19 protein-coding genes are annotated in these 23,130 nt (G+C 67.0%); 10 read left to right on the plus strand and 9 right to left on the minus strand.

Annotated features, from left to right (window positions below):
* Positions 1–74 precede the first annotated feature (74 nt).
* The 4 genes from Q0309_RS00490 to Q0309_RS00505 all read right to left on the minus strand — a co-directional run bounded on the left by Q0309_RS00490 (position 75) and on the right by Q0309_RS00505 (position 4,691).
* Positions 75–749, minus strand: a complete 675-nt coding sequence (locus Q0309_RS00490; protein ID WP_299436102.1) for a cell wall hydrolase — start codon at positions 747–749, stop codon at positions 75–77.
* Positions 750–1,479: 730 nt separating this feature from the next.
* The gene (locus tag Q0309_RS00495; protein WP_299436105.1) at positions 1,480–2,262 is read right to left on the minus strand and encodes a hypothetical protein; all 783 of its coding nucleotides are present in this window, start codon (positions 2,260–2,262) and stop codon (positions 1,480–1,482) included.
* Between the two features lie 268 nt (positions 2,263–2,530).
* Positions 2,531–3,535, minus strand: coding sequence for a DUF3137 domain-containing protein (locus Q0309_RS00500; protein ID WP_299436108.1), 1,005 nt, complete (start codon positions 3,533–3,535; stop codon positions 2,531–2,533).
* A 76-nt stretch (positions 3,536–3,611) separates the two neighbouring features.
* Positions 3,612–4,691 (minus strand): LysR family transcriptional regulator, encoded by a 1,080-nt coding sequence (locus Q0309_RS00505; RefSeq protein ID WP_299436111.1) that lies wholly within the window; start codon positions 4,689–4,691, stop codon positions 3,612–3,614.
* A gap of 186 nt (positions 4,692–4,877) precedes the next feature.
* Between Q0309_RS00505 and Q0309_RS00510 the strand changes: the two genes are divergently transcribed.
* The 4 genes from Q0309_RS00510 to Q0309_RS00525 all read left to right on the plus strand — a co-directional run bounded on the left by Q0309_RS00510 (position 4,878) and on the right by Q0309_RS00525 (position 10,494).
* A complete protein-coding gene (locus tag Q0309_RS00510) occupies positions 4,878–5,759 on the plus strand; it encodes an ABC transporter permease (RefSeq protein ID WP_299436113.1) in 882 nt (293 codons plus the stop codon).
* Between the two features lie 18 nt (positions 5,760–5,777).
* Complete coding sequence (locus Q0309_RS00515) at positions 5,778–6,572, plus strand: ABC transporter permease (RefSeq protein WP_299436115.1); 795 nt, start codon at positions 5,778–5,780, stop codon at positions 6,570–6,572.
* Positions 6,573–6,626: 54 nt separating this feature from the next.
* On the plus strand, positions 6,627–7,781 hold the full coding sequence (locus Q0309_RS00520; RefSeq protein ID WP_299436117.1) for an extracellular solute-binding protein: 1,155 nt from the start codon (positions 6,627–6,629) through the stop codon (positions 7,779–7,781).
* Between the two features lie 709 nt (positions 7,782–8,490).
* Positions 8,491–10,494, plus strand: a complete 2,004-nt coding sequence (locus Q0309_RS00525) for a methyl-accepting chemotaxis protein (RefSeq protein ID WP_299436120.1) — start codon at positions 8,491–8,493, stop codon at positions 10,492–10,494.
* A gap of 370 nt (positions 10,495–10,864) precedes the next feature.
* On the opposite strand, the gene Q0309_RS00530 is transcribed toward Q0309_RS00525, so the two are convergent.
* The 5 genes from Q0309_RS00530 to lepA all read right to left on the minus strand — a co-directional run bounded on the left by Q0309_RS00530 (position 10,865) and on the right by lepA (position 16,180).
* Positions 10,865–12,166 carry an alpha/beta hydrolase gene (locus Q0309_RS00530; RefSeq protein ID WP_299436122.1) on the minus strand — a complete coding sequence of 434 codons (1,302 nt, stop codon included), beginning with the start codon at positions 12,164–12,166 and terminating at the stop codon, positions 10,865–10,867.
* Between the two features lie 472 nt (positions 12,167–12,638).
* On the minus strand, positions 12,639–13,103 hold the full coding sequence (locus Q0309_RS00535; protein WP_299436124.1) for a DUF5615 family PIN-like protein: 465 nt from the start codon (positions 13,101–13,103) through the stop codon (positions 12,639–12,641).
* Positions 13,100–13,801, minus strand: a complete 702-nt coding sequence (locus Q0309_RS00540) for a hypothetical protein (protein WP_299436126.1) — start codon at positions 13,799–13,801, stop codon at positions 13,100–13,102. The genes Q0309_RS00535 and Q0309_RS00540 overlap by 4 nt, the downstream gene beginning before the upstream one ends.
* A 199-nt stretch (positions 13,802–14,000) precedes the next feature.
* Entirely contained in the window at positions 14,001–14,309 is a 309-nt protein-coding gene (locus tag Q0309_RS00545; protein ID WP_299436128.1) for a nucleotidyltransferase domain-containing protein, read from the minus strand.
* A 68-nt stretch (positions 14,310–14,377) separates the two neighbouring features.
* Positions 14,378–16,180, minus strand: coding sequence for a translation elongation factor 4 (gene lepA, locus Q0309_RS00550; RefSeq protein WP_299436130.1), 1,803 nt, complete (start codon positions 16,178–16,180; stop codon positions 14,378–14,380).
* A gap of 276 nt (positions 16,181–16,456) precedes the next feature.
* Between lepA and Q0309_RS00555 the strand changes: the two genes are divergently transcribed.
* The 6 genes from Q0309_RS00555 (at position 16,457) to Q0309_RS00580 (ending at position 23,052) form a co-directional block, all read left to right on the plus strand.
* The gene (locus Q0309_RS00555; protein ID WP_299436132.1) at positions 16,457–17,656 is read left to right on the plus strand and encodes a DUF2336 domain-containing protein; all 1,200 of its coding nucleotides are present in this window, start codon (positions 16,457–16,459) and stop codon (positions 17,654–17,656) included.
* A gap of 236 nt (positions 17,657–17,892) precedes the next feature.
* Positions 17,893–18,891, plus strand: coding sequence for a tripartite tricarboxylate transporter substrate binding protein (locus tag Q0309_RS00560; RefSeq protein ID WP_299436134.1), 999 nt, complete (start codon positions 17,893–17,895; stop codon positions 18,889–18,891).
* Positions 18,888–19,334: a tripartite tricarboxylate transporter TctB family protein gene (locus Q0309_RS00565; RefSeq protein ID WP_299436136.1), complete on the plus strand. Its 447-nt coding sequence runs from the start codon at positions 18,888–18,890 to the stop codon at positions 19,332–19,334. Before Q0309_RS00560 ends, Q0309_RS00565 begins: the two co-directional genes overlap by 4 nt.
* Positions 19,331–20,836 (plus strand): tripartite tricarboxylate transporter permease, encoded by a 1,506-nt coding sequence (locus Q0309_RS00570; protein WP_299436217.1) that lies wholly within the window; start codon positions 19,331–19,333, stop codon positions 20,834–20,836. Before Q0309_RS00565 ends, Q0309_RS00570 begins: the two co-directional genes overlap by 4 nt.
* 301 nt (positions 20,837–21,137) lie before the next feature.
* Positions 21,138–21,776, plus strand: coding sequence for a hypothetical protein (locus Q0309_RS00575; RefSeq protein ID WP_299436140.1), 639 nt, complete (start codon positions 21,138–21,140; stop codon positions 21,774–21,776).
* A gap of 73 nt (positions 21,777–21,849) precedes the next feature.
* Entirely contained in the window at positions 21,850–23,052 is a 1,203-nt protein-coding gene (locus Q0309_RS00580; protein WP_299436143.1) for an MFS transporter, read from the plus strand.
* Positions 23,053–23,130: the final 78 nt, after the last annotated feature.

Genomic DNA, 23,130 nt, shown 5'->3' on the forward strand with positions numbered 1-23,130 from the left:
CATACAGAAAGGGCGAACCGTGTTAGGCTCGCCCCGTCATCCCGGCCTGCCGGCGTTCCGGCGGCGCCGCGCGATCATCGATCGTTGGAGCGCGCCAACTGGTCCGTGGCTTGGTCCGATTGAGACCGGGCCTGCTCGTCCGTCCAGTCGGCGAAGGTCTGCGGCGGCGTGCCGGCCTGCAGAACGCGCGGGCCGGTCTCGCGATAGAAATAGTGATCGCCCACACGGGCCGCGAACTCCAGACGTCCGCTCCAGTCGGGATCAACGTTTCGGTTATGGTACCACAGGGCGCCGCCGGTCAGGTCGCTGATGGCGTTGTTGCGCGTCAGCAGGGACTTGGCCAGCAGGACCGACTGGCGCCACGCCTCGGTTTCCGTCGGTGTGTCGCTGCGGCCGTCGCAATACCAGGAGAACTGACACAGGCGCGGGCGGGCCGAGCGGTTCTCGGTCACGACGCCGCAGATGCTGTCCGGGTAGCGGGGATCACGGGCGCGGTTCAGCACCACCTGGGCGACCGCCACGCGGGCGCGGACGTCCTGGCCACGCGCTTCCCAGTAGTCGTTCAGCGCCAGGCACAGCAGTTCCTGCTTGGACACCACCATGCGGGTCCAGTCGACCCGCAGGTCGGAGGGGAGCGCCGCCGACGGGACGTCGGCCCATGCGGTCCGCGGGCCGGTCAACACCAGCACGGCCAGCAGCAGGGCGGCCAGGCCCGTCAGGAGATGATAGGGGTTCGACAGCAAACGCACCGGTCAACCTCGTGTCCTGGTGACCCCACACCGCAGAGCCCACACCGCCCCATCGTCGGCGGTTTCGGCCCGCTATGCGGGATCGTGCGGCAAACGCACCCTCTTGCGCGCCCGCTGGGGCAAACGCCAAGCACTGCCGTCACATTAAAGTCTGTTCAAACGTCCGCGTCGCGGGCGCCTGGCGCCCGATCGGTCAAGGTCAGGGGCCATTTTTCGACAGCGACACCCTTCTGCCCCAGACGCTGTGTATTCCGTCCGGCGTCTCGCCCCAGTCCTGTTCGCTTGGGTCCGCCACCCTTCTGGTCGAACCACACTGACCCTAATCATGCGGGCGGCGCATGGCTATCCCGATTCTTCTTGCGCCGCAACATGACAGATGGGAGGGGTCGGGGGCGAAACGCCACCCGGCATCGGCAAAAAAAATTTTGATGAAAATGCGTTCGACCCGAGTCTTGAACCCGCGTCGGGGAGGCGCGGACGCATCGGGCGGGCATCAGGGGCCGGTTGAACGGGCCGTGTCGCGGCCGCCTGTTGCCGCAGAGCAACACATTGCCAGATGTCCGGGCCAGATAGGCAAAATTTATGCGGGTATTTGGTGGGTGCCTTGGCTCGAATCGGGCGCGCCAGGGTTTTTACAGGCCGGCACGCGAACCGCTTCACGTCATGGTCCGCGCAAAAGCGGACACGACGCAAAGCGATCCACGCCATTCAGTGCGGAGGGGGGGGCGGATCAGGCCTTGATCCCGTGCGGGTCGGCGTGGGGCTGGTCGAGCTCCTCGGTGCGCGCATAGGCCTCGCTGGCCTCCGGCCCGAGCGTGGCCGCAACCTCCGCCCCTCTGGCGGCGCGTTCTTCCAGTTCGGCAATGCGTTCCGCGCGGGCCTCCTCGGCCTTTGCCGTTTCCTCGGCGTAGCGTTGGGCCGCTTCGGCGCGCCTGGCTTGCGCCTCGGCATAGACGGCGGACCCTGTGTCCGTATCGCCTTTGGCGCCGTCCTCGCCAGAGCCACCGCCGATGAGCACGCCGCCGCCCCGGGCCTGTTCAAACGACCGTTCGGACTGCACCGTCTGAATGGCATTCTCGCGTTCAATCTGGTCCAGGCGTTCGTCGCCATTGACGTCGAAGCGTTTCACCATGTCCGGCGCGCCAATGGAAATGGCCGCCGCCATGCCGATATTGACCGGCCCTTCGACCCCGGCCTCGGAATCGGCTTTGGCCGCGCGCACCTCGTCCCGGGCCTGCTGGGCTTCCTCGGCCTTGGTCTCGGCCCGCTCGCGAGCCTGGCGGGCCCTTTCGGCACCCGGGTTGTTCAGGCTGTTGGCCGCTTCAACCGGTTCGACCGGACGATCAAGCGGCGACTGCTCACGGGTCGCTTGCGGCGACAGACTCACCACGTCTTCAATCCGGCGCGTTTCATGGTCGTGGGGGTCGCCGGCTTGCCGTGTAATGGATCGCATGGTCGACGACAGCACGCCGCTCGACCCGCTGGGGCCACCTGCACCAAATGATTCCGCCATCACACGCTTCCTTTCTGGAGGTGGAGACACGCTCCGGCCGCGCCCGGGTCAACCGAACCACGTGCCGGTACCTTTTGCCAAAAAAATAGCAGGCTTCGCGCCATCTTTAAAGGGCGTTGAGACAAGCCCGAAGTCCCCGTTTGTAACCTCCTGAGATACGAGAAGAAAACAAACTGGGCAGGCGGGAATTGATGAAAATGCAAGATTGATTCGCGCCAAGGATCCGACTCGGCGGATGTCGAGTCGTTTCGAGCCAGTCAAGAGCCTATCACAGCTCTTCACCGCCCGCGCCGACCAGGGTGTCGATCACCCGGCGCGGGATCATCAGGTCGGCCAGCGCCGCGCGGCAGCGTGCGGCGAACGCCGCCGGCTCCAGGTCGGCCGCGCCGAGACGCAGGAAGTCCTCCTTGCGATGCACGGCCAGGTAAAGGTGCCGGCCCTGGAACGCGGCGGCGAGGTGCCCCCGCCCCCCCTGGAGGTCGTGGCGCAAGGCCAGCAGGGTGCGCCCGAAGGCCGGGGTGATGACCGTCCGCGCGGTCTCCACGTCGCTGGCGTAGGTGTCGTAGGCGGCCTCGACCTCCGGGTCGGGAAAGGGCAGGCGCTCCATGCCCTCGAAGCGCGCGAAGCGGCCGCGCAGCCAACCGAGCACGCCCCGGCGCGCCCGCAGGAACAGGATCGTCGGCATGTCCCGTGGGGTCTCGATGCGCATCAGCAGGCCCCGGAACACGTTCACGGTATGCTGGCCCGACCGGCGATCGTCCTGGGAACGGCGCCGCGTCAACCGGGCCTCGACCATCCGGTAGCGGACCCCGCGCCACGCGCCGTCCAGGCCGTCCTGAAGGTCGACCCCGTCGAACCAGTCGACCAGGCGCAGGTCGCGAAACGGGTGCGGGTCAAGGAACGCCAGGTCGACGCGATGCTCGAACCGGTCGATGTCCATGACCTCGCACAGGATGGGGCCGATCCGCTGGGCCATGTCGTGGTCGAACGCGGCCCTGGGGCCGCGTCGCGCGGCCACGGCCATTCCCGCCGTGGTCAACGCGATCGCCGGCAGCGCGGCGATCAGGACCGGCCCGGACGGAACAAAAACAAGGACCGCACAGGCGGCCCCCAGACCAAGCGCGCCCACCAACGCGGCCCACCGCCGGCCCTTGCGCCGGGCGGCGTCCCGTTCGCCCTGATGGGCCAAGAGCAGCGGCAGGATCTGGTCGTCGAACACCCGCGCGAAGGCCTGTTCGTGCGGGGCGCGCTCTTCGAACGTGGGGGATGACATCGGTTCCGCGAGTCCTGGGGCGATCAGTCGAGATCACACACTATCTCGGAATTCGGTCGATCGCCAACGCCCGCGCCTAACCGGTCGAATGGGCCGCCATTCCCTCCGGATACACGAACAGGCCGCCCGGGGCCTCGTCCAGCCGCTTCGTCAGCAGGTCGACGAAGGTCCGCTCGGCCTGGGACAGCGTGGTGCGCGGGTTGGTCACCAGGAACACGTCCACCGCCGGCGGCCCGCCCGGCGGCGGGGCATCGTCTCCCGGCGGCAGGCGCCACAGCAGGCCGTCGGCCACGTCTCGGGCCACGGCGTGGATCGGCAGGGCGCCGATGCCCAGGCCGGCGCCGATCATGCGGCGCACTTCCTCCAGGTTCGCGGCCGAACCGATGACGCGCCCGTTGAGTCGGTGCTGCGCGCGCAGGATGCTGACCGCCCGCAAGGCGTCCTGGGGCTTCTCGGTGACGAACGACACGAACGTCTCCTCGGCCAGGTCGGCCATGGTCAGGTCGGTGCGGCCGAACAGGCGGTGACGCGGCCCGCAGAAGAACCCGAAGTGCTCGCGGAACAGCACGCGGTAGTCCAGCTGCGGATGCGGCTGGGCCACCAGGCACAGGCCGGCGCTGGCCTGCTTGGACAACACCATCTGTGTGACCACGCTGGACGGGGCGACCTCGATATCCAGCGTCACCAGGGGGTGGCGGGCGTGGAACGCGGCCAGCACGTCGTCCAGCGGTGGGAACACCACATGGCTGGCCGTCACCAGCCGGATGTGGCCGTCCAGGTCCGCCTCGGGGTCGCTCATCAGGTGGCCCAGGCGGCCGATGGCACCGCAGATCTCCTGGCACTCGCGGAACAACACGCGGCCCTGGTCGGTCAACTCGAAGCGGCCCGGGGCGCGGTCAATGAGCCGCTGGCCCAGGCGGTCCTCCAGCCGTTTGAGGGCGTTGCTGACGCTCGGCTGGCGCAGCAGCAGGCGGTTGGCGGCGCGGGTGATGGAGCCTTCCTCGACGATCACCATGAAGGTGTGCAGGAGGTTCCAGTCGAAGTCGCGTCGGGCGAGGGGCGCTTCGGCGGAAGGCTCGGCCATTGTTCCGATGGTTGCGTCGACAGGGGCATTGGCAGTGTCGGCCACCGCACCGGAGTCGTTCATCTCGATCATGGCCGTCCCTCCCTCCCGGTCATTATAGCGACAGGTTATTCATTGCATTGTCGGTATCTATTTGCGCCGAGTCCATTGACCGGGCGTCATAGATCGAACGGCTAGGTCGGATAAACTGGACCGGCGGCGTCGCGCGACGGGTCGCGGCGGATACAGGGGCATGTCACGGCAAGGGGAGGCGCTGCGGTGACCGCGATCACCAGCCGTTTGGCCGGGTTTGACCGGCGGCCCTGGGTGCTGCTGTCGCCGGCATTGCTGTCGGTGACCCTTCTGCTGGTCATACCGGCCCTGTTCATCGTCGTCTATTCGTTCTGGCTGCGCACGGCGACGGGGGCGGATCAGGTCACCTTCTCGCTCGCCAATTGGCGGGAGGTGCTGACCGATCCGTTCTATCGGGACATCCTGATCCAGACGCTGCGCATCGCCGCCCTTTCCACGATCACCTGCGCGCTGGTGGGGTACATCCCCGCCTACTACATCGCCTACGCCCCGACGCGCCACAAGACGCTGCTGCTGGTGCTGCTGATGCTGCCGTTCTGGGTCAGCTACATCATCCGCACCATGTCTTGGATCAACATCCTCGGGGTCTCCGGCGCGGTGAACAGCGCCCTGTTGTGGGCCGGCCTGATCGATGAGCCGATCCAGATGCTCTACAACGAGGCCACGGTGATCCTGGGCCTGGTGCATTTCCTGCTGCCGTTCATGATCCTGAACATCTACGTCAGCCTGGACGGCATCGACCGCAGCCTGACCGACGCCGCGCGCTCGCTGGGCTGCACGGGATGGCAGGCGTTCAAGGAGGTCACCCTGCCGCTGTCGGTGCCCGGGCTGGCGGCGGGCTCGCTGCTGTGCTTCGTGCTGGGGGCCGGCACCTACATCACGCCCATGGTCCTGGGCGGGCCGGGCGACGCCATGTTCGCCAACCTGGTGTTCGAGGCCATCGTCACGCAGTTGAACTGGCCGCTGGGCTCGGCGCTGTCGCTGCTGCTGCTGGCGCTGCTGAGCGCCCTGGTCCTGGTCTACAGCCGGTTCCTCGGCATCGACCAGATCGCCAAGAGCTTCCGCTAGGGACGGGGAGGACACGCCATGACCCTCGCCTGGACCGCCATCCGCCTCGGCACCGTGCTGGTCTATCTGTTCATGTTCGCGCCGGTGGCGGTGGTCATGCTGCTGTCGTTCAACGCCAACCAGTTCGGCAGCTTCCCCATGGAGGGCCTGTCGCTGCGCTGGTTCGTCGAGCTGATCCAGAACGACGCCATCGTGCGCGCGTTCCAGACCTCGCTGGTGCTGGGGGCGTTGACCAGCGTGATCTCGACCAGCATGGGGGTGCTCGCGGCGCTGGCCATGGTGCGCTACGACTTCCCGGGCAAGCGCCTGATCTCGACCGCCCTGATCGCGCCGATCCTGGTGCCGGAGGTGGTGCTGGCGGTGGCCCTGCTGCTGTTCCTGCGGTTTCTGGATGTGCCGCGCAGCTTTTTCCTGCTGCTGATGGGGCACGTCATCTTCACTCTGCCGTTCGTGGTGCTGGTGGTGCAGGCGCGGCTGGTGGGCATCCGCCGCGATTACGAGGAAGCCGCGCTCAGCCTGGGCGCCAATGCCGTCCAGACCTTCCGCGAGATCACGCTGCCCTTGATGCTGCCGGCGGTGCTGGCCGGCATGTTGTTCTCGTTCACGATTTCCTTCGACGACATCACCGGCACGCTGTTCTGGAAGCCCGGCGGGGTGGAGACGGTGCCGACCCAGATCTTCGCCATGCTGCGCAACTCGATCAGTCCGGAGATCAACGCGCTGGGCACGGTGATGGTGGTGTTCACGGTGGCCCTGCCGCTGCTGGGAGCGGCGCTGGCGCGCCGGCTGTCGGCGCGCATGACGGGGCGATAAGCCCGCGCGAGTCCATCCGCGGGACACAGATTTCACAACAGGGAGAGTTGACCCATGGACCAGACCAAACGCCTCGAACGCCTGCTGGAGCGGTACCGCAACGGCGACATCGACCGTCGCGGCTTCCTCGGCCTGCTGGGCGCGGCCGGCCTCGGCGCCGGACTCGCCGGCGGCCCGATGGCCCTGATGGCCAGGCACGCCCGCGCCGCCGATCCCGCCCAGGTGCGTTTCGACGGCTGGGGCGGCGTCGTCTCCGAGGCCTTCCGCGAGTACGCCTTCCAGCCATACACCGAAAAGACCGGCATCGAGGTGGTGGACGGCACCTTCGGCGGCGCCGATGAGTACCTGGCCCGGGTCAAGGCCAGCCAGCCCGGCGAGTTCAACATCGCCCACCTGTCGGGCGTGTTCGACTACGCGCGCTATCACGGCCTCGACCTGTCGACGACGCTGAACGAGGACAACATCCCCAACCTGGACCTCGTCATCACCACCCTGCAGGAGCCGTTCCGCAAGATCACCGGCGGCAACCTGTCGGCCGTGCCCTACGACTACGGCACCACCGGCATCGCCTATAACCGCAAGCACGTCAGCGACGACGAGGCCAAGGCCCAGGGCGCCGACCTGCTGGTCAACCCGGACTTCAAGGGCAAGATCGGCGGCTGGGGCGAGTGGAAGACCCGCATCTGGTACGCCGCGTTGCAGACCGGCCAGGATCCGAACAACATCCAGGACATGGACGCGGTCTGGGAGAAGCTGCGCGAACACCGCGCGCTGTTGTTGAAATACTGGAATTCCGGCGCGGAACTCATGAGCCTGCTGGCGGAAGAGGAAATCTACGTCACCGAGGCCTGGTCCGGCCGCGTCAAGGCCTTGCAGGAGCAGGGCCACGACATCGGCTATCTGGATCCGCCGGGCGGGCTGGCGTGGCAGGAATGCCTGTTCGTCATCAAGGGCAGCCCCATGGAGGCGTGCGAGGAACTGCTGAACTTCATGCTGGAGCCGGAGGTGGCGATCGCCGTCGCCGAGGGGCAGAACTACCCGCCGGCGCTCGACCCGAACAAGGTCGACCTGCCGGAGAGCGTGACATCGCTGCCGGCGTTCGATCCGACGGGCACGCTGGAGTCGCTGAACTTCTTTGATCCGGACTACTGGAACAGCAACGAGCAGGAGTGGTCGAAGACCTTCGGCCGCGTACAGAAGGGGTATTGAGGCCGATCCTTTCATCCTGAGGATTGTAGGGTGCGCCTGAGAGGCCGCGCGGCGGCCGACGGCGCACCGTCGAACGGCCAGACGGTGCGTCGTCGGATGCAAGAGTGCCGTAGGGTGCGCCTGAGAGGCCGCGCAGCGGCCGACGGCCCGCCGCTGAACGGCCGGACGGTCCGTCGTCGGATGCAAGAGTGCCGTAGGGTGCGCCTGAGAGGCCGCGCAGCGGCCGACGGCGCACCGTTGAACGACCCGACGGTGCGTTGTCGGCGGTTTCACCGCCTCCAGACGCACCCTACGATCTGTTTCCGCACCGCTGGATCGGAACAGCCATGGACCCGAAAGACTCGATACACAACACCCAGGTCGGGATCCGGTAATATAATTTAGAAACATCAGAGATAACGATCGACATTAATGCAAAAGTAATATTTTCTTGAACTTTTTATTTTGAGAGAACCCGTTCCTTCTAGTGCCAGGCATTTCTATAAAATTTTGGTCAATATTTTTCCTTGCTGGGCCCCTTGAATTTCCTTTTCCTACCAACGAACTCTGATTGTAGTGCTTCCAACATGCGAAATGGCGCGACGGTGTGAACGGACGGCGATCTGTTGCGGTTCGTTCAAGGAAAGCGCTGACCTTCAACCCGAAAAATCCAAAATATCGCCCACTCCTCGGCAGAACGCTGGCCGAGAGGAGCAAGGAGTGCTTTGCTATGCTCAAGTCAGTCCGCATTGGCCCAAAGCTTTATGGTGGTTTCGGAATCGTGTTGCTCCTGCTCGTCCTTGTGGGCGCGGCGTCGACGCTTCAGTTCCTCACCGTCCAGGATATGTTCAACCAGTACCGCAACGCCGCCAAATCGGCCCATACCATCAGCGAACTGCAGTACGAGTTCCTGCAAGCCCGGCTGAACGTCAAGAACTACCTGATCGACAATGACCCGGCGGTGGCCGACTCGGTCGTCCAGCAACTGGAGTCCGTCCAGACGCTGGTCGACACGGCCCTGGACGAAGCCAGCGACCCGGGGGCCGAGGCGCGCCTGCGCGATATGGCCGGCCAGGTCGAGCGCTATCGGGCCGGGTTCGACCGCGTGATCGAGCTTGAAGGACGACGCCAGGACCTGACCCAGGTGTTTGTGACGGTGGGGCCGGAGGTCGAGGATGCTCTCAGCGACGTGATGCAGGCGTCGGACACCGCCAACAATGCCGATGGCGCCTACCGCGCCGGCGTGATGCTCCAGACCCTTTTGAAAGCCCGCATCCACGGCAGCAAGTTCCTGGGCAACGGGGATGCCGGAGAAGCCGCCAGGACACGCGAAGCCCTTGCGGCCTTTGACACCGCCACGCCCGCCCTGATGGCCGCCCTGCAGGACCCGACCCTGCGCGGCCGCGTCGAAACGGCGGCCGCGCGCAAGCAAGACTACCAGGACGCCTTCGCCGACGTCGCCGACGTGATCGGCACGCGTGACGAGATCGTGCACGACACCCTCGACGTCGTCGGGCCGGCCGTCGCCGAGCAGATCGTCGGCTTCATAACCGACACCAAACAGGTCCGCGACACGCTCGGCCCCAAGGCCGTGGCGATCATCGGCCAGACCGTGGTCATCACCCTCGTCCTGTCCGTGGTGGCCGTTCTGATCGGCTTCGCCGCCGCGTGGATCCTCAGTGCCGGCATCGCCCGCCCGATCCGCGCCATGACCGGCGCCATGGGCCGCCTGGCCAACAAGGATTACGCGGTCGAAATCCCGGCGCAGGATCACGGCGACGAGGTGGGCGACATGGCCAAGGCCGTGCGCACCTTCAAGGACGGCATGGAACAGGCCGACCGTCTGGCCGCGCAGGAACAGGAGGCCGCGCGCCGTCGTGACGCGCGCGCCGAGCGGATCGAAAGCCTGAACGCCCAGTTCGATCAGGGCGTGGGCACGGTATTGCAGGCGGTCGCGGCGGCGGCGTCTCAGCTTCAGTCCACCGCCAAGAACATGTCTTCCATCGCCGAGGAAACCAACGCCCAGGCGACGACCGTGGCCGCCGCCTCGGAACAGGCGTCGACCAACGTGCAGACCGTGGCCTCGGCCGCCGAACAGTTGTCGTCCTCGATCAGCGAGATCGGCCGGCAGGTGCAGCAGTCCAACGACATCGCCCAGCGGGCCGCGACCCACGCGGACCGCACCAATCAGGTGGTTTCGGGCCTGTCGACGGCCGCCCACAAGATCGGCGAGGTGGTCAATCTGATCACCGACATCGCCAACCAGACCAACCTGCTGGCCCTGAACGCGACCATCGAGGCCGCCCGCGCCGGCGACGCCGGCAAGGGCTTCGCCGTGGTGGCCAACGAGGTTAAGAGCCTGGCCAGCCAGACGGCCAAGGCCACAGAGGAGATCGGGCAGCAGATCGGCGCCGTGCAGACCGAGACCCAGACGGCCGTGTCGGCCATCGGCGCCATTTCCGATATCATCAAGGAAATCAACGAAGTCGTCTCGACCATCGCCTCGGCCGTGGAAGAGCAGAACGCCGCTACCCAGGAAATCGCCCGAAACGTGCAAGAGGCCAGTCAGGGCACCACCGAGGTCTCGTCCACCATCACCGGCGTCACCCGCGCGGCGCGCGACGCGGGCTCGGCGGCGGACAGCGTCCTGGAGGCGACCGGCTCGCTCAACGAGCAGTCCGGCCACCTGAAGGCGATGGTGGAATCCTTCCTGGCGGACGTCCGCGCCGCCTGACGGGACCCTCCGCCTGAACCCGCTCCCAACCTCCCCCATTTCATAGGGGAGGAGTCAGGCAAGCACCTTCCGATGGGCTGGAGAGCAGACCGGAAAGGGGGTGCGGCCCGGCCTTCCTCTCAATGAAATGGCGGTTCGATTCACACATCTTCACTTATGCTCGTCATTGCGAGAAGCGCAGCGACGAAGCAGTCCAGGGCGAATGCTGGTGTCCTACGCTCTGGATTGCTTCACCCTCTTCTTGCGACGAGGGTTCGCAATGACGAGTCACTTTTCCGCCAGGGCGTAGGTCCCCAGCTTGGCGGCAAAAGAAGTCTGAACATGACAGATTCATGGGGGAAGGTTGAAGTGGGGGGCTTGTGCCGCCTCCTTATTCCGCCGCGTGCAGGCCCGTGACGGTGGCTGACGCCGTCCGGTTGGCCCGGGGTTCGCGCAGCACGCTGGTGCGGCGGCCCGCGTGCGCCGGTTGGGGCGTCGCGTGGCGTGGCGTGTGCTTAATGTAGGGGCGCAGCTTCTCGCTGGTCATGAACTTGTGCATGGCGATCTCGTAGCCCTCCTGCCGGCAGCGGGCGATGTTCTCATGCGTCCAGAAGGGCTTGGCGTCCGACTGGGCCTCGATGACGATCCATTCCGTGTCGCGGCCCTTCTGCTTCTGGTAGGCCATCGCCTGCTTGATGTCGTCGTCGCCGATGGTGGCCACCATCTCGGTGACCTGCAGGGCGTAGTTGTTGTGGTTGCCGTTGTCGATGGACAGCATGTCGGTGTCGTTGCTGTCCATGATCTGCACGCAGATGCACACGTCCAGCGACGGCAGCGAATCGAGCGCCGTCGGGGTCAGGGTGGCCACATCGCGGACGGCGCTTTCGCGGTAGTAGCTGCCGTCGATATAGGTCTCGGCGATCAGCCACGGCAGGTTGCTGCCGGAGGCCAGGCGGCGGCCGTCGACGGGCGCGAACGCAGGGTGGTCGGCACAGTTGGTCGACTGCACGACCTCGGCCGCGCCCACCTTCAGCAGGCTCATGATGTAGATCGGCGACGTGTCACTATAGACGCTGCCCCAGTTGATCGCCGGGTCAATCCAGCCGTCGGGGTCCTGCGGGTTGTACAGCTCGGCGAAGGGGCCGATCGGGGCGAAGAAGTAGCCGCCAAGCAGCAGGCGGGCCATGGGATTGCAGACGCAGGCGTTGCGCGTGAAGATCCCCAGGTTACGGTCGGTCGGGTTCATCATGTAATCCATCCCGGCCTTCATCATGTTGGGAATGAACTCCGGCGCGAACAGGTTCTGGTAGGCCTGGGGCGTGGTGTAGTACTGGGCGAAGCCGCGCATCCACTGCGCCACGCGCATGGCGAAGAACGGCGGGATCGGCGCCTTGACGTAGTCCTTTTCCCACAGCAGGCCGTTCTTGGAGAACTGGTCGATGTAATATGTGGGGTGGCGCCCCTCCACCAGGGCCATCAGGTAGTACATGCCGATGAAGTCGCCAATGCAGCCGGGCAGCATGGCATCGGGCACGATGCCGAGTTCGTGCATGGCGTCGATGACGCCGACCTCATAGCCGTAGTAGGGACCACCGCCGAAGGGCACGAAGGCGACCTTGGCGGCGTCGGCGCGCGTCTTCCAGTTCTGGTAGTCGCGCAATGTCATGCTGGCGTAATTGAAGTCGACGTCCATGGAAGGGTCCTCCTTCTCGTCTGGCCCGTGTCTCGGGGCCGGGGCGTGGCGTAGGGGTGTCGGCGCTTTGAGCGCGGCGGGCCTGATGATGCGCGGTTGGCCGAGCGTGCGGACCGGAGCGGGCGCTGGGCACGGGGCGACCGCCGCGCGACCGTTCCGTGCGGCCCTCTCCACCGTGTCCGTTCGGTGTGCCCCCGTCATGGCCCCATGCGGATCAGCTGTGGGGAACTATACCGGAAAAGGACGCGGGCGCACAACGCACTATCGCAACGCAACATCACTATTCCGGCGCAAGGCGGGCCATATGAATCAATGCATGTAAAATAGGCGCAAATATGTTACCGAAACGATCCGATATCGAGCAAAGTGGCGCCAGAATGATTGAGCGCCGCGCGATTTGGTTGCGGTGCCACAGGAGGGGGGGCGGGGCTCCCGGTCCCCGCGATCGCGTGAGACGGAGGTGTCTCCGCCGTCAATCGAACCGACGCGCGGCCTTCCTGGCCTTCTTGCGATGGGACTGAAATTTCAACTCTTCGCGCCGCAGCTCGACGCCATCGTTGATCGTCCACTTCACAGCCCAGCACTCACGAGGTCGCGCCTCTCGAAGCTTGGCTTCGATGCGAGGCCACCACATCAGGATATTCGCGGTCTGGAGTTCCAGTTTGGCGTTGCCGTGAGGCGGGGCAAACCAGATGACTCTCAGGCCCGTGTCCTCAACGGCCAGAACCTGTTGGGGTTTCTTGAGGAAGTCGGTATCCGTGGAGAGGATGGCGTGGCCGCCTTCGTGGGCGAACGCCGTGATCCAGTGGTGATCGGCCATGCCTTGGTGGCCGGCCTCGCGGACGGTCGAGAGGTCGACGTCCGAGTTGATGAGCGCGACCGCCTTGACGGTTTCGATGAGCTTCGGAGAAAAATGCTCGTTGGCGCGTACCCTCACGCAGCCAACTCCCGCTCGAAGGCGACAGCTTCCCTGATGAAGGCAGGCTCCACCTCCCACCAAGACGCCACCCGCGCCACGTCGCCGTCCTCAGCATCGAACTGGCGGCGCAAGGCAGCGGTCGGCACCCTGTCGGGACCAATCGTGGGCTGACCGAACGCATACCGCGGGTTGACGACCACGTTCGGGGACGTGTCGGGCCGGGGGCGCCACGCTGTGGCCAAGCATGAAACGGGGTCAAACGTCAAATCAGCAGCAAGTGACTTCTCGATGATGTCATACATTTCGAGCTGGCCGGTCAAGATATTGCTGATACTCAACCGCTCTTCGTCAGCGACAAGCCGGAATATGTTTTTTCGATCTGTCAGGTATTTTGCGTGCGACAGGGCAAACGGGTGGCGGGCCCCAAAATACTTGCGGGCCGCTTGCGCAACCTTTCGCAGGAACTGCAGGCTGAAGCCTTTGCTGCGGAAATGCTCGACGAAGCGCACCTCGATCAGGTCCAGGAAGCTCAGTTCCTGGGGTCCGCCGTCGGGCGAATAGTCGCGCAGGACGACAGGTGGCCTCGCACTATCATTGGCTGGCCCGAGCCACCGCCGGATCCGATCCTTGCGCGCGATGCCGAGCAGGCGCGCCGCATCGCTCACGGTGTAGAACCCGCGCAGCAAGGGATCAGCGCTCGTGCCGGACCCATCCATCGGCATTCACCGCTTTTTGTTGCCGTCGCGATCATCGTAGCAAACGCGAGTCTCGCAGTGAATCCCTCAAATGAATCGTGCTCGTTTTTGGCGAGGGGATTGCCGCCTCACCCCTCCTTCACACGCAGCGCCTTGATGGTTGAATGAAGGTCCGGCAGGCGGGTGCAGACATTGCGCCAGACAAGGCGATCATCACGGATCATGCGCCATACACCCGCTCCCGTGTCCGCTCGATCGACTCCCGGACAGAGGGGTTGCGCACGGCGTCGGGCATGACGAGATCGACGCGTCGGCCGAACAAGGCGCCCAGGTCGGATTGCAGGGCAAAGAACGCGGTCAGGTCGGGCGCGGCGGTGTCGTGGAACGTCACCAGAAAATCGATGTCGCTGCGGTCGGGATCGAAATCACCGCCGCGTCCGGCCGAGCCGAACACCTCCAGCCGGGCCACGCCATAGGTCTGGCACAGCGCCGTCAGGGCCTCGCGTTTGGCGGCGATCTCGGCGTTCACGCGACCTGCTTTACTCGGAAAGTCTGTCGACGGAGCACCAAGGATAGCACACCCCGCGCGGCGAGGCGTCACCCCTCCTTCATGCGCAACGCCTCGATGAAGGCGGACTGGGGGATTTCCACCTTGCCGAACTGGCGCATCTTCTTCTTGCCCTCTTTCTGCTTCTCCAGCAGCTTGCGTTTGCGCGTCACGTCGCCGCCATAGCACTTGGCGGTCACGTCCTTGCGCATGGCGGAGATGGTCTCGCGCGCGATCACGCGCCCGCCGATGGCCGCCTGCAGCGGGATCTTGAACATGTGGCGCGGGATCAGGTCCTTCAGCCGCTCGCAGATCTGGCGGCCGCGGAACTCCGACTGGGTGCGGTGAGCGACGAACGACAGCGCATCCACCGGTTCGTTGTTGACCAGGATGGAGACCTTGACGAGATCGGACTCGGTGTATTCGTCCATGTCGTAGTCAAAGCTGGCATAGCCGCGCGAGATCGACTTCAGGCGGTCGTAGAAGTCGAACACGATCTCGTTCAACGGCAGCTTGTAGACCGCCATGGCCCGCGCGCCAGCGTAGGTCAGATCGAGTTGCTCGCCGCGCCGCTCGGTACACAGCTTGAGCACCGGCCCAAGGTACTCGTCCGGGACGATGATGGTGGCCTTGACCCACGGCTCCTCGATCGAGTCGATGGTCACCGGGTCCGGCATGTCGGCCGGGTTGTGCAGTTCCAGGTATTCGCCGTTGGTCAGGTGCATCTTATAGACCACGCTGGGCGCGGTGGTGATCAGGTCCAGGTCGAACTCGCGGGTCAGGCGTTCCTGGATGATCTCCATGTGCAAGAGGCCCAGGAACCCGCAGCGGAAGCCGAAGCCCAGCGCCGCCGAGGTCTCCATCTGGTATTCAAAGCTGGCGTCGTTCAGGCGCAGCTTGGCGAGGCTGTCGCGCAGGGTCTCGAAGTCCGAGGTATCGACCGGGAACAGCCCGCACCACACCACGGGAACGGAGGGACGGAAGCCCGGCAACGGCGCCGCGCACGGCTTGCGGTCGTCGGTCAGGGTGTCGCCGACCTGGGTGTCGGCCACCGACTTGATCCCGGCCATGATGAAGCCCATCTCGCCGGCCGACAGGCTCTCGGTTTCGACCAGCTTGGGGGTAAACACGCCCACCTTGTCGATGGGATGCACGGCGCCGGTGCGCATCATGCGCATCTTCATGCCCTTGCGGAACGTGCCGTCGATGACCCGCACCAGCGTAATGACCCCCAGGTAGGGGTCGTACCAGCTATCGACCAGCAGCGCCTTGGGCGGGTTGTCCACCGCGCCCTGGGGCGGCGGCAGGCGCTGCACCAGCGCCTCCAGCACGTCGGTCACACCCTGGCCGGTCTTGGCGGAGATCATCAGCGCGTCGGTCGCCTCGATGCCGATCACGTCCTCGATCTGCTCCTTGATACGGTCTGGCTCGGCCGCCGGCAGGTCGATCTTGTTCAGGACCGGCACGATCTCCAGATCATTCTCCAGCGCCAGATAGACGTTGGCCAGCGTCTGCGCCTCCACCCCCTGCGACGCGTCCACCACCAGCAGCGCGCCCTCGCACGCCGCCAGCGAACGGGAGACCTCGTAGGAAAAGTCCACGTGCCCCGGCGTGTCCATCAGGTTGATGGCGTACGTCTTGCCATCCGACGCCTCGTAGGTCAGGCGAACCGTCTGCGCCTTGATGGTGATACCGCGCTCGCGCTCCAGGTCCATGCTGTCGAGCACCTGCTCCTTCATCTCGCGGTCGTCCAGCCCGCCGCACATCTGGATCATGCGGTCGGCCAGGGTCGATTTGCCGTGGTCGATGTGGGCGATAATGGCAAAGTTGCGGATGTGCGAAAGGTCGGTCATTGAGGGGCGAGTCCAAGGAACAGTTGCAATGGCAGGTCCGGGCGCGCGAACAATAGAAGCAATTCGAGCCCGGTTCAACACGCCCCCCACACGCCACGTCACGCGGCGTCACGCCAGGGCGCCGCCACATCGCTTTCGGCATTTCCAATGAGGGCCCGTTAACAATTCAGTATAGACTACCGTATAACATTTGGCATAGTTGACCAGCCGAGGGTCGGATGCCGGTGTGTGTTTCGGTGTCCGCCCCGGGTTTCCGCGCGCAAACGAGGCCGATCCATGGCGCCGTCCGAAGAACATGGGCAGACCGAAAGTCTTGATGCCCCCTACCTTCTGGCCCTGGCCCGGCAGAAGACCGTGGCATCCCGCACCGCCCTGGCCGAGACCATCGCCGCCCTGTTCGCCAAGGGGGCCGACAGCCTGAACGACCGCGAGTTCGCCCTGATGGCGGACATTCTGCGCCGGGTTCTGAAGGAAATCGAGCTTTCCGTGCGCCGGCGCATCGCCGCCGAGTTCGCCAGCCGGCCGGACGTGCCGCGCGACCTGTTGACCTTCCTGGCCAATGACGAAATCGACGTCGCCTATCCGGTGCTCAGCCAGAGCCCCGTGCTGCGCGACGCCGACCTGATCGAGGTCATCCGCAACCGCACCCTCGAACACCAGCTCGCCGTCGCCGTGCGATTCGAGGTCAGCGAGGCGGTGAGCGAGGAACTGGTCAGCACCGGCAACGAGACGGTCATCACCGAACTGTTGAAGAACCCCGACGCGCGCATCTCGCGTGCGACGCTTGCCTATCTGGTGGAGCAGTCGCGCCGCGTCGGGGGCTATCGCGAGCCGATCCTGTCCCGCCGCGAACTGCCCGAGGACCTGGCCAAGCGCATGGTGCTGTGGGTCTCGGCCGCATTGCGGAAGACCATCGTGGATCGCTTCGGCCTCGACCCGACCGAGGTCGACGCCCTGATCGAGAACGCCGTGCTGCACGCCGATCCGACCGACGAGGCCCCCGACTCGGGTCCCACGGCGGCCGAGCGCCTGGCCGAGGAACTGAGCGCCGCCGGCCGCAACGACGCCGACCTGATGATCTCGGCGTTGCAGAATGGCGAGGTGTCGCTGTTCGTCACGCTGTTTTCCCGCGCGTCCGGGATGCGCGAGATCCTGGTGCGTCGGATGCTGTTCGAGCCGGGCGGCGAGGGCCTGGCCATTGCCTGCAAGGCACTCGATCTGGCGCGGGAGGATTTCTCGGTCATCTTTCTGTTTTCGCGTAAGGCGCGCCCGGTGTCGGCGACCGTGCTGCGCGACGAACACAAGGCGGTCATGGACCTGTATGACCGGCTGACCCAGGACGCCTGCACCAAGGTGCTGGCGCGGTGGCAGCGCGACCACAACTATCTGAAAGCCCTGTTGGCCGTCGATCTGACCGAGGCCCAGGGGATGGACAGGCCGTTGCCGACCGACCCGCTCGACCCGACGGACCGGTGAGGGTCCCGCCGGGTGGCGCCCTCTCTGATTCACACATTTGGATGATGGCGCCGGCCGGCACCCGCCGCTCGGAGTCCCTCCCCATGAAATGGCTATCAGATTGTCGACGGGGGGAGGACCACTGCTATCCATCCATATTGAGAACTGCTGCAGCCGCCCAAGGATGGTTGACCATGCGCTGTTGCACAACCTAGCCTCCCGAACGTCCATAAACGCGCGGCAGGGAGGGGGCGCGCATGAACAGCCACCACACACGGATCCTCGGCAGGGCGGCGGTGCTGTCCCTCGCGGTCGTGATCGTCGCCATGGTCGCGGTCGCGTGGACGGCGGCGTCGGCGCGGACTGAGTGGCCGGAACGGCCGGTCACGCTGATCGTGCCGTCCGGGGCCGGCGGCGGCACCGACCTGACGGGGCGGATGCTCGCCGAACGCCTGGAGGCCCGCTTCGGCCAGCCGTTCACGGTCATCAACCAGGGCCAGGGCGGCGGCGTGGTCGGCATCGGCGCCATGACCGGCGCGCGGCCGGACGGCTACACGCTGGGCATTCTCTACAACTTCGCCCACTACAAGGCGCTGGGGCAGGCCGATTTCGACGTCGACGATGTCACGCCCATCGCCCAGTACAACTTCGATCCGGCCGGCTTCCAGGCGCGGGCCGACAGCCCGTGGCCGGATCTGCCGGCGGCGCTGGACGCCATCAAGGCCGACCCGACGGGGGTGACCATCGGCTGCGCCGGCGGCTGTGGCGGGTCGTGGCCGATCGCCGTCGCCTCGCTGCTGGCGGCCTGGGACATCGACCCGGCGCGGGTGCGCATGATTCCTAGCCAGGGCGCCAACGCCTCGTTGCAGGATCTGGCGGCCGGCGGGCTGGACGTGGTGCCGTGTTCGCTGCCGGAGGCGCGGGCTTTTCTGGACGCCGGCCTGGTGCGAGCCCTGGCGGTGTTCGCCGACCAGCGGCTGGCCGCGTTCCCGGACGTCCCCACCCTGGAGGAGGCGGCCGGCCTGACGCTGACGCTGGGGGCGTGGCGCGGCGTGGTGGGTCCCGCCGACCTGCCCGAGGCCATCACCCGGCGGCTTGAGGCGGCCCTGCGCGACATCGTCCACGATCCGGATTTCCGGGCCGAGATGGCGGCGCACGGCTTCGGCCTGCGCTGGCGCGACGCGGCGGCGTTCGAGGCCTTCATGCGCGCCGAGGAGCAGCGTGTTCACGCCATGATCCGGGATCTGGGGTTGTGATCGCCGGCGCCGCCGCCGTTCTTGTCGGCGCGGGGCTGATCGGCGTGGCGATGCAGGCGCGGCCGGTGCCGCCCCTGCCGATCGGGCCGGGGGTGCTGCCGGCGGTGGTCGGCCTGGGCCTGCTGGGCGTGGGCGCGGCGCTGATGGTGGCGCGGCGCGAACCGCATGACCCGGCGCCGTCCCGGCCCGACCGCACCGGGCTGACCGGCTTGGCGCTGGCCATCGCCCTGCCGCTGGCGCTGGCCGCCACGCTGGAGACCGTGGGCGTCGCGCTCGGCCTGCCGTTGGTGCTGGCGCCGCTGCTGGCCTGGCACGGAATGCCCCCCGGGCGCGCCATGCTGCTGGCGGTGGCCATGACGGGGGCGCTGTTGGCGCTGCTGGGCGGCCTGCTGCGGGTGCCGCTGCCACTCGGTCCGCTTGCGGGCGTCCCGCCGTGGACATGACGCCGGCGGCGCTGGGCGCGGCGCTGGCCCTTCTTCTGACGCCGCAGGTGCTGGCGGTGATGGCCGGCGCCGCCGTGTTGGGCTTGGTGGTGGGAGCGCTGCCCGGCCTGACCGCGACGCTGGGCGTGGCGCTGCTGGTGCCGTTCGCCCTGCTGCTGGAGCCGCTGCCGGCGCTGGCCGGGGTCGTCACCCTGGCGGCCGTGGCCATCACCGCCGGCGATCTGCCGGGGGCGCTGCTGCGGGTGCCGGGCACACCCGCCTCGGCCGCCTACGCCGAGGCGGCGCATCGCCTCGCCCGACGCGGCCGGGCCGGGCTGGCGCTGGGCACCGGCCTGGTGTGCGCCGCCGTGGGCGGCGTGGCGGGCGCCCTCGTGCTGCTCCTGGGCGCGCCGGCGCTGGCCGGCCTGGCGCTGCACATGAGCACCGTCGAGCGCTTCTGGCTGGCGGTGCTGGGCCTGAGCGCCGCCGCCGTGGTGGCCGGGCCGTCGCCCCCGCGCGGCGCGCTGGCGGTGCTGATCGGGCTGGCGCTGGCGCTGGTGGGGCTGGATCCGGTGTCCGGACAGCCGCGCCTGACCTTCGGCCTGACGGACCTGAGCGGTGGGCTTGGCCTGATCCCGGTCATGATCGGTCTGTTCGCGGTTTCGCGCGTGCTGGCTCACGCCCTGGACCCGAAGACGGACGAGAGGGCGCCGCCCCGTATTGGCCCCGTGTTCGCCGGTCTCGGTCAAGCGCTCGGTCGGCGGCGCCGCGCCATCGCCCTGGGCGGCGGCGTCGGGGTGGTGATCGGCGCGATCCCGGGCGCCGGGGCCGACATCGCCGCCTATGTGGCCCAGGCCGTGGCCCGCCGGCTGACACCCGGTCGCACCAAAGGCGAGGACGACCATGACCTCGACGCCATCGCCCCGGCCGGCGCCGCCAACAACGCGGCCATCGGCGGCGCCCTGGTGCCGGCGACCGTGCTCGGCATTCCCGGCGATTCCCTGACCGCCATCGTCATCGGCGTGCTGATGCTCAACGGGATCACGCCGGGACCGGCGGCGTTCCTGCTGCACGGCGACACCATGGCGGCCGTGCTTCTGGCCTTTCTGCTGGCCAACCTGCTGCTGGTCCCCGCCGGCCTGTTGGCCCTTGCCCTGGCGCGGCCGCTGCTGGCGGCGCCGCCGGTGGTGCTGATGCCGCTGATCCTGGGCGTCTGTCTGGTGGGAAGCTACGCCGTCGAGCGCACGACGACGGCCCTGGTGGTGACCATGGCCGCCGGGGTGCTGGGCCTGCTGATGGAGCGGGGGCGGGTCCCCCTGGCGCCGGTTGTCCTGGGGCTGGTGCTGGGGCCGCTGATCGAGGAAATGGCCCTGACGTCGCTGATGAAGGCGGGCGGCGACCCGGCCGTGCTCGTCGAGCGGCCGGGGGCGCTGGGGCTGGCCCTGGTGACCGCCGCCGTGTGGGGTGTTCCGGCGGTGCGCGCCGGCATTGCGCATGTACGGCACCCACGCGACTCGGACTGACCCGGGTGACCCGCGTCCCGACACGTCCGACCGGCACCGCACTCCACGCGGTTGCTCGGAATTTCGCTAGACACCACTGGTTCTCGCGACCCGGCGGACCGGACGGCGCGACAGGGCCGGATTCGCGATCGCGGTGGGTCGAGGGGCCATGACCCTTGATTTTCATTTGTCGCGGGATCGGAACAAGCGCATGATCCGTTGAATACCCGTGTGCACCAGTGGGGGATTGGGCGCGGGACAGGGCTGCCGCCGTGACCTCGACCATGCGTCCCTCGAGTCCCGTCTCGCAGGAGGACCGTCCATGGCCTGGTTCAGTCGCTTCACCCGCTTCGGAGACGTTCACCTGGTGTACGGCCAGGAAAACAACATGTCGTGCGGCATCGCCAGCGTGCTGATGTGCGTGTTCAAGATCAACAAGCTGCGGCCCGGCACCCAGGCCGTGCATGTCAACACGGCGATCTACAACGCCTATTCTCGGGCGTCGGGCGGGCGGTACCAGCCGGCGACACAGGGCACCCACCCGAACCACCTGGTGACGGTGCTCAACAGCCTGAACTGCGGCCGCTGGACCTGGAGCCAGCTGTCCGCCGCCCAGGCCTCGCGCAGCATCATCAATTGGGTGGGCGTGGTCGCCGCGCCCGGGCCGACGGTGACCGTCAATCCCGTCATCATCGGCGTGGACTGGGATGCCGGCGGCGCCCACTGGGCGGTCATCGACACAGTGCGGACGTTCATGGGCACCAGCTACGCCACCGTCTGCGACCCGTGGGACGCCAACGTCCACGTCCAGGAGATCAGCGGCAACCGTCCCTTTGTCTACAACGCCGGTCAGGGTGGGTTCTCGGTGGACTTCTGGGGCTCCCACATGGGGCAGACACGGCCCTTCGCGCCCGGCGCCCGGGGTCGCATCCAGAACTGGGGCATCATCCATCGCACGTGACGGCCGGCTTGCGTGCCCTCGCCGCCGGTGCGACAGTGAGGGTCATTTGCGACAACCACCTAGGTAGCGGTTCATGACCCCCGTGCAGGCCCGCACGGCGCTGAGCTTTTCCTGCGTCGGGCATTCCATCAGCCATGTGTTCGAGCCGATCTTCTACGTGGTCGCCCTGGTGCTACCGGCGTACTTCGACATCTCCTACGAGGCGGCGCTGGCCCTGATCCTGGTCGGCAAGCTGCTGTTCGGCATCGCCGCGCCGTTCGCGGGGTGGCTGGGCGACCGCTGGAGCGCCACCGGCATGATGGCCGCGTATTTCCTGGGCATCGGCGCCAGCGCCATCTGGGCCGGGCTGGCGGGCAGTCCGCTGGAAATGGCCATCGCCCTGGGCTTCCTGGGGCTGTTCGGATCGATCTACCACCCGGTGGGCATCGCCTGGCTGGTGCGCAACGCCGTCAACCGGGGCCAGGCGTTGGGTGTGAACGGCGCTTTTGGTGGTTTCGGACCGGCGGCCGGCGGCCTGATGGCCGGCCTTCTGATCGACGCCTTCGGCTGGCGCTCGGCGTTCCTGATCCCCGGGGTCGTGACCGTGGGCCTCGGCTTGGCGTTCCTGTGGCTGGTCTGGCGCGGCGTGATCATCGAGACCAAGATCGACGCGCGGAGCGATCCGCCGCCAGACAAGCGCGATACGGCGCGGGTCTACATGATCATCGCCCTGACCATGCTGGTCGGCGGGATCATCTATCAGGCCACGCAGGCCAGTATGCCCAAGGTGTTCGAGGAACGCCTGGGCGACCTGTTCGGCGAGGGTGCCAGCGGCATCGGCGTGGCGGTAATGCTCGTTTACGCCATCGCCGGGATGTTTCAGATCGTCAGCGGCCACCTGGCCGACCGCTACCCGCTGAAAGTCGTCTACGTCGGCATGTACGTGGTGCAGGCGCCGTTCCTGGCGCTGGCGGCGGCGGCGACCGGTTTGCCGCTGCTGCTGGTGATGCTGATGATGGTGACCTTCAACACCGGCGCCCTGCCGGCCGAGAACAGCCTGCTGGCCAAGTACACGCCGCCGGCGTGGCGTTCCCGCGCCTACGGCATGAAGTTCGTGCTGGCCTTCGGCATCAGCGGACTGGCGGTGCCGCTGGTGGCCTGGGTGCGGGCCACGACGGGCGACTTCAGCGCGCTGTACCTGCTGCTGGCGGCGCTGGCCGCGCTGGTCATCGTTGTGGGCATCCGCCTGCCGCGTGAGCGGCCGCTGCCGGCCGCCGAGGCCGCGCCCGCCGAATAGCGCGCGCGGCCGGCGGACCGCTTGTGAGCGGCGCCCCCTCCGCCCATATGCGAACGACCGAGAGTGACTCCGGTCTTT

This window comes from uncultured Rhodospira sp. (genome assembly GCF_937138205.1).
GTDB lineage: Bacteria > Pseudomonadota > Alphaproteobacteria > Rhodospirillales > Rhodospirillaceae > Rhodospira.

Excerpts from the sequence above, each read along its gene's own strand:
- Q0309_RS00495 (WP_299436105.1), bottom strand. The coding sequence starts at position 2,262 with ATGGCGGAATCATTTGGTGCAGGTGGCCCCAGCGGGTCGAGCGGCGTG.
- Q0309_RS00500 (WP_299436108.1), bottom strand. The coding sequence starts at position 3,535 with ATGTCATCCCCCACGTTCGAAGAGCGCGCCCCGCACGAACAGGCCTTC.
- Q0309_RS00505 (WP_299436111.1), bottom strand. The coding sequence starts at position 4,691 with ATGATCGAGATGAACGACTCCGGTGCGGTGGCCGACACTGCCAATGCC.
- Q0309_RS00515 (WP_299436115.1), top strand. The coding sequence starts at position 5,778 with ATGACCCTCGCCTGGACCGCCATCCGCCTCGGCACCGTGCTGGTCTAT.
- Q0309_RS00520 (WP_299436117.1), top strand. The coding sequence starts at position 6,627 with ATGGACCAGACCAAACGCCTCGAACGCCTGCTGGAGCGGTACCGCAAC.
- Q0309_RS00525 (WP_299436120.1), top strand. The coding sequence starts at position 8,491 with ATGCTCAAGTCAGTCCGCATTGGCCCAAAGCTTTATGGTGGTTTCGGA.
- Q0309_RS00530 (WP_299436122.1), bottom strand. The coding sequence starts at position 12,166 with ATGGACGTCGACTTCAATTACGCCAGCATGACATTGCGCGACTACCAG.
- Q0309_RS00540 (WP_299436126.1), bottom strand. The coding sequence starts at position 13,801 with ATGGATGGGTCCGGCACGAGCGCTGATCCCTTGCTGCGCGGGTTCTAC.
- lepA (WP_299436130.1), bottom strand. The coding sequence starts at position 16,180 with ATGACCGACCTTTCGCACATCCGCAACTTTGCCATTATCGCCCACATC.
- Q0309_RS00555 (WP_299436132.1), top strand. The coding sequence starts at position 16,457 with ATGGCGCCGTCCGAAGAACATGGGCAGACCGAAAGTCTTGATGCCCCC.
- Q0309_RS00560 (WP_299436134.1), top strand. The coding sequence starts at position 17,893 with ATGAACAGCCACCACACACGGATCCTCGGCAGGGCGGCGGTGCTGTCC.
- Q0309_RS00570 (WP_299436217.1), top strand. The coding sequence starts at position 19,331 with ATGACGCCGGCGGCGCTGGGCGCGGCGCTGGCCCTTCTTCTGACGCCG.
- Q0309_RS00575 (WP_299436140.1), top strand. The coding sequence starts at position 21,138 with ATGGCCTGGTTCAGTCGCTTCACCCGCTTCGGAGACGTTCACCTGGTG.
- Q0309_RS00580 (WP_299436143.1), top strand. The coding sequence starts at position 21,850 with ATGACCCCCGTGCAGGCCCGCACGGCGCTGAGCTTTTCCTGCGTCGGG.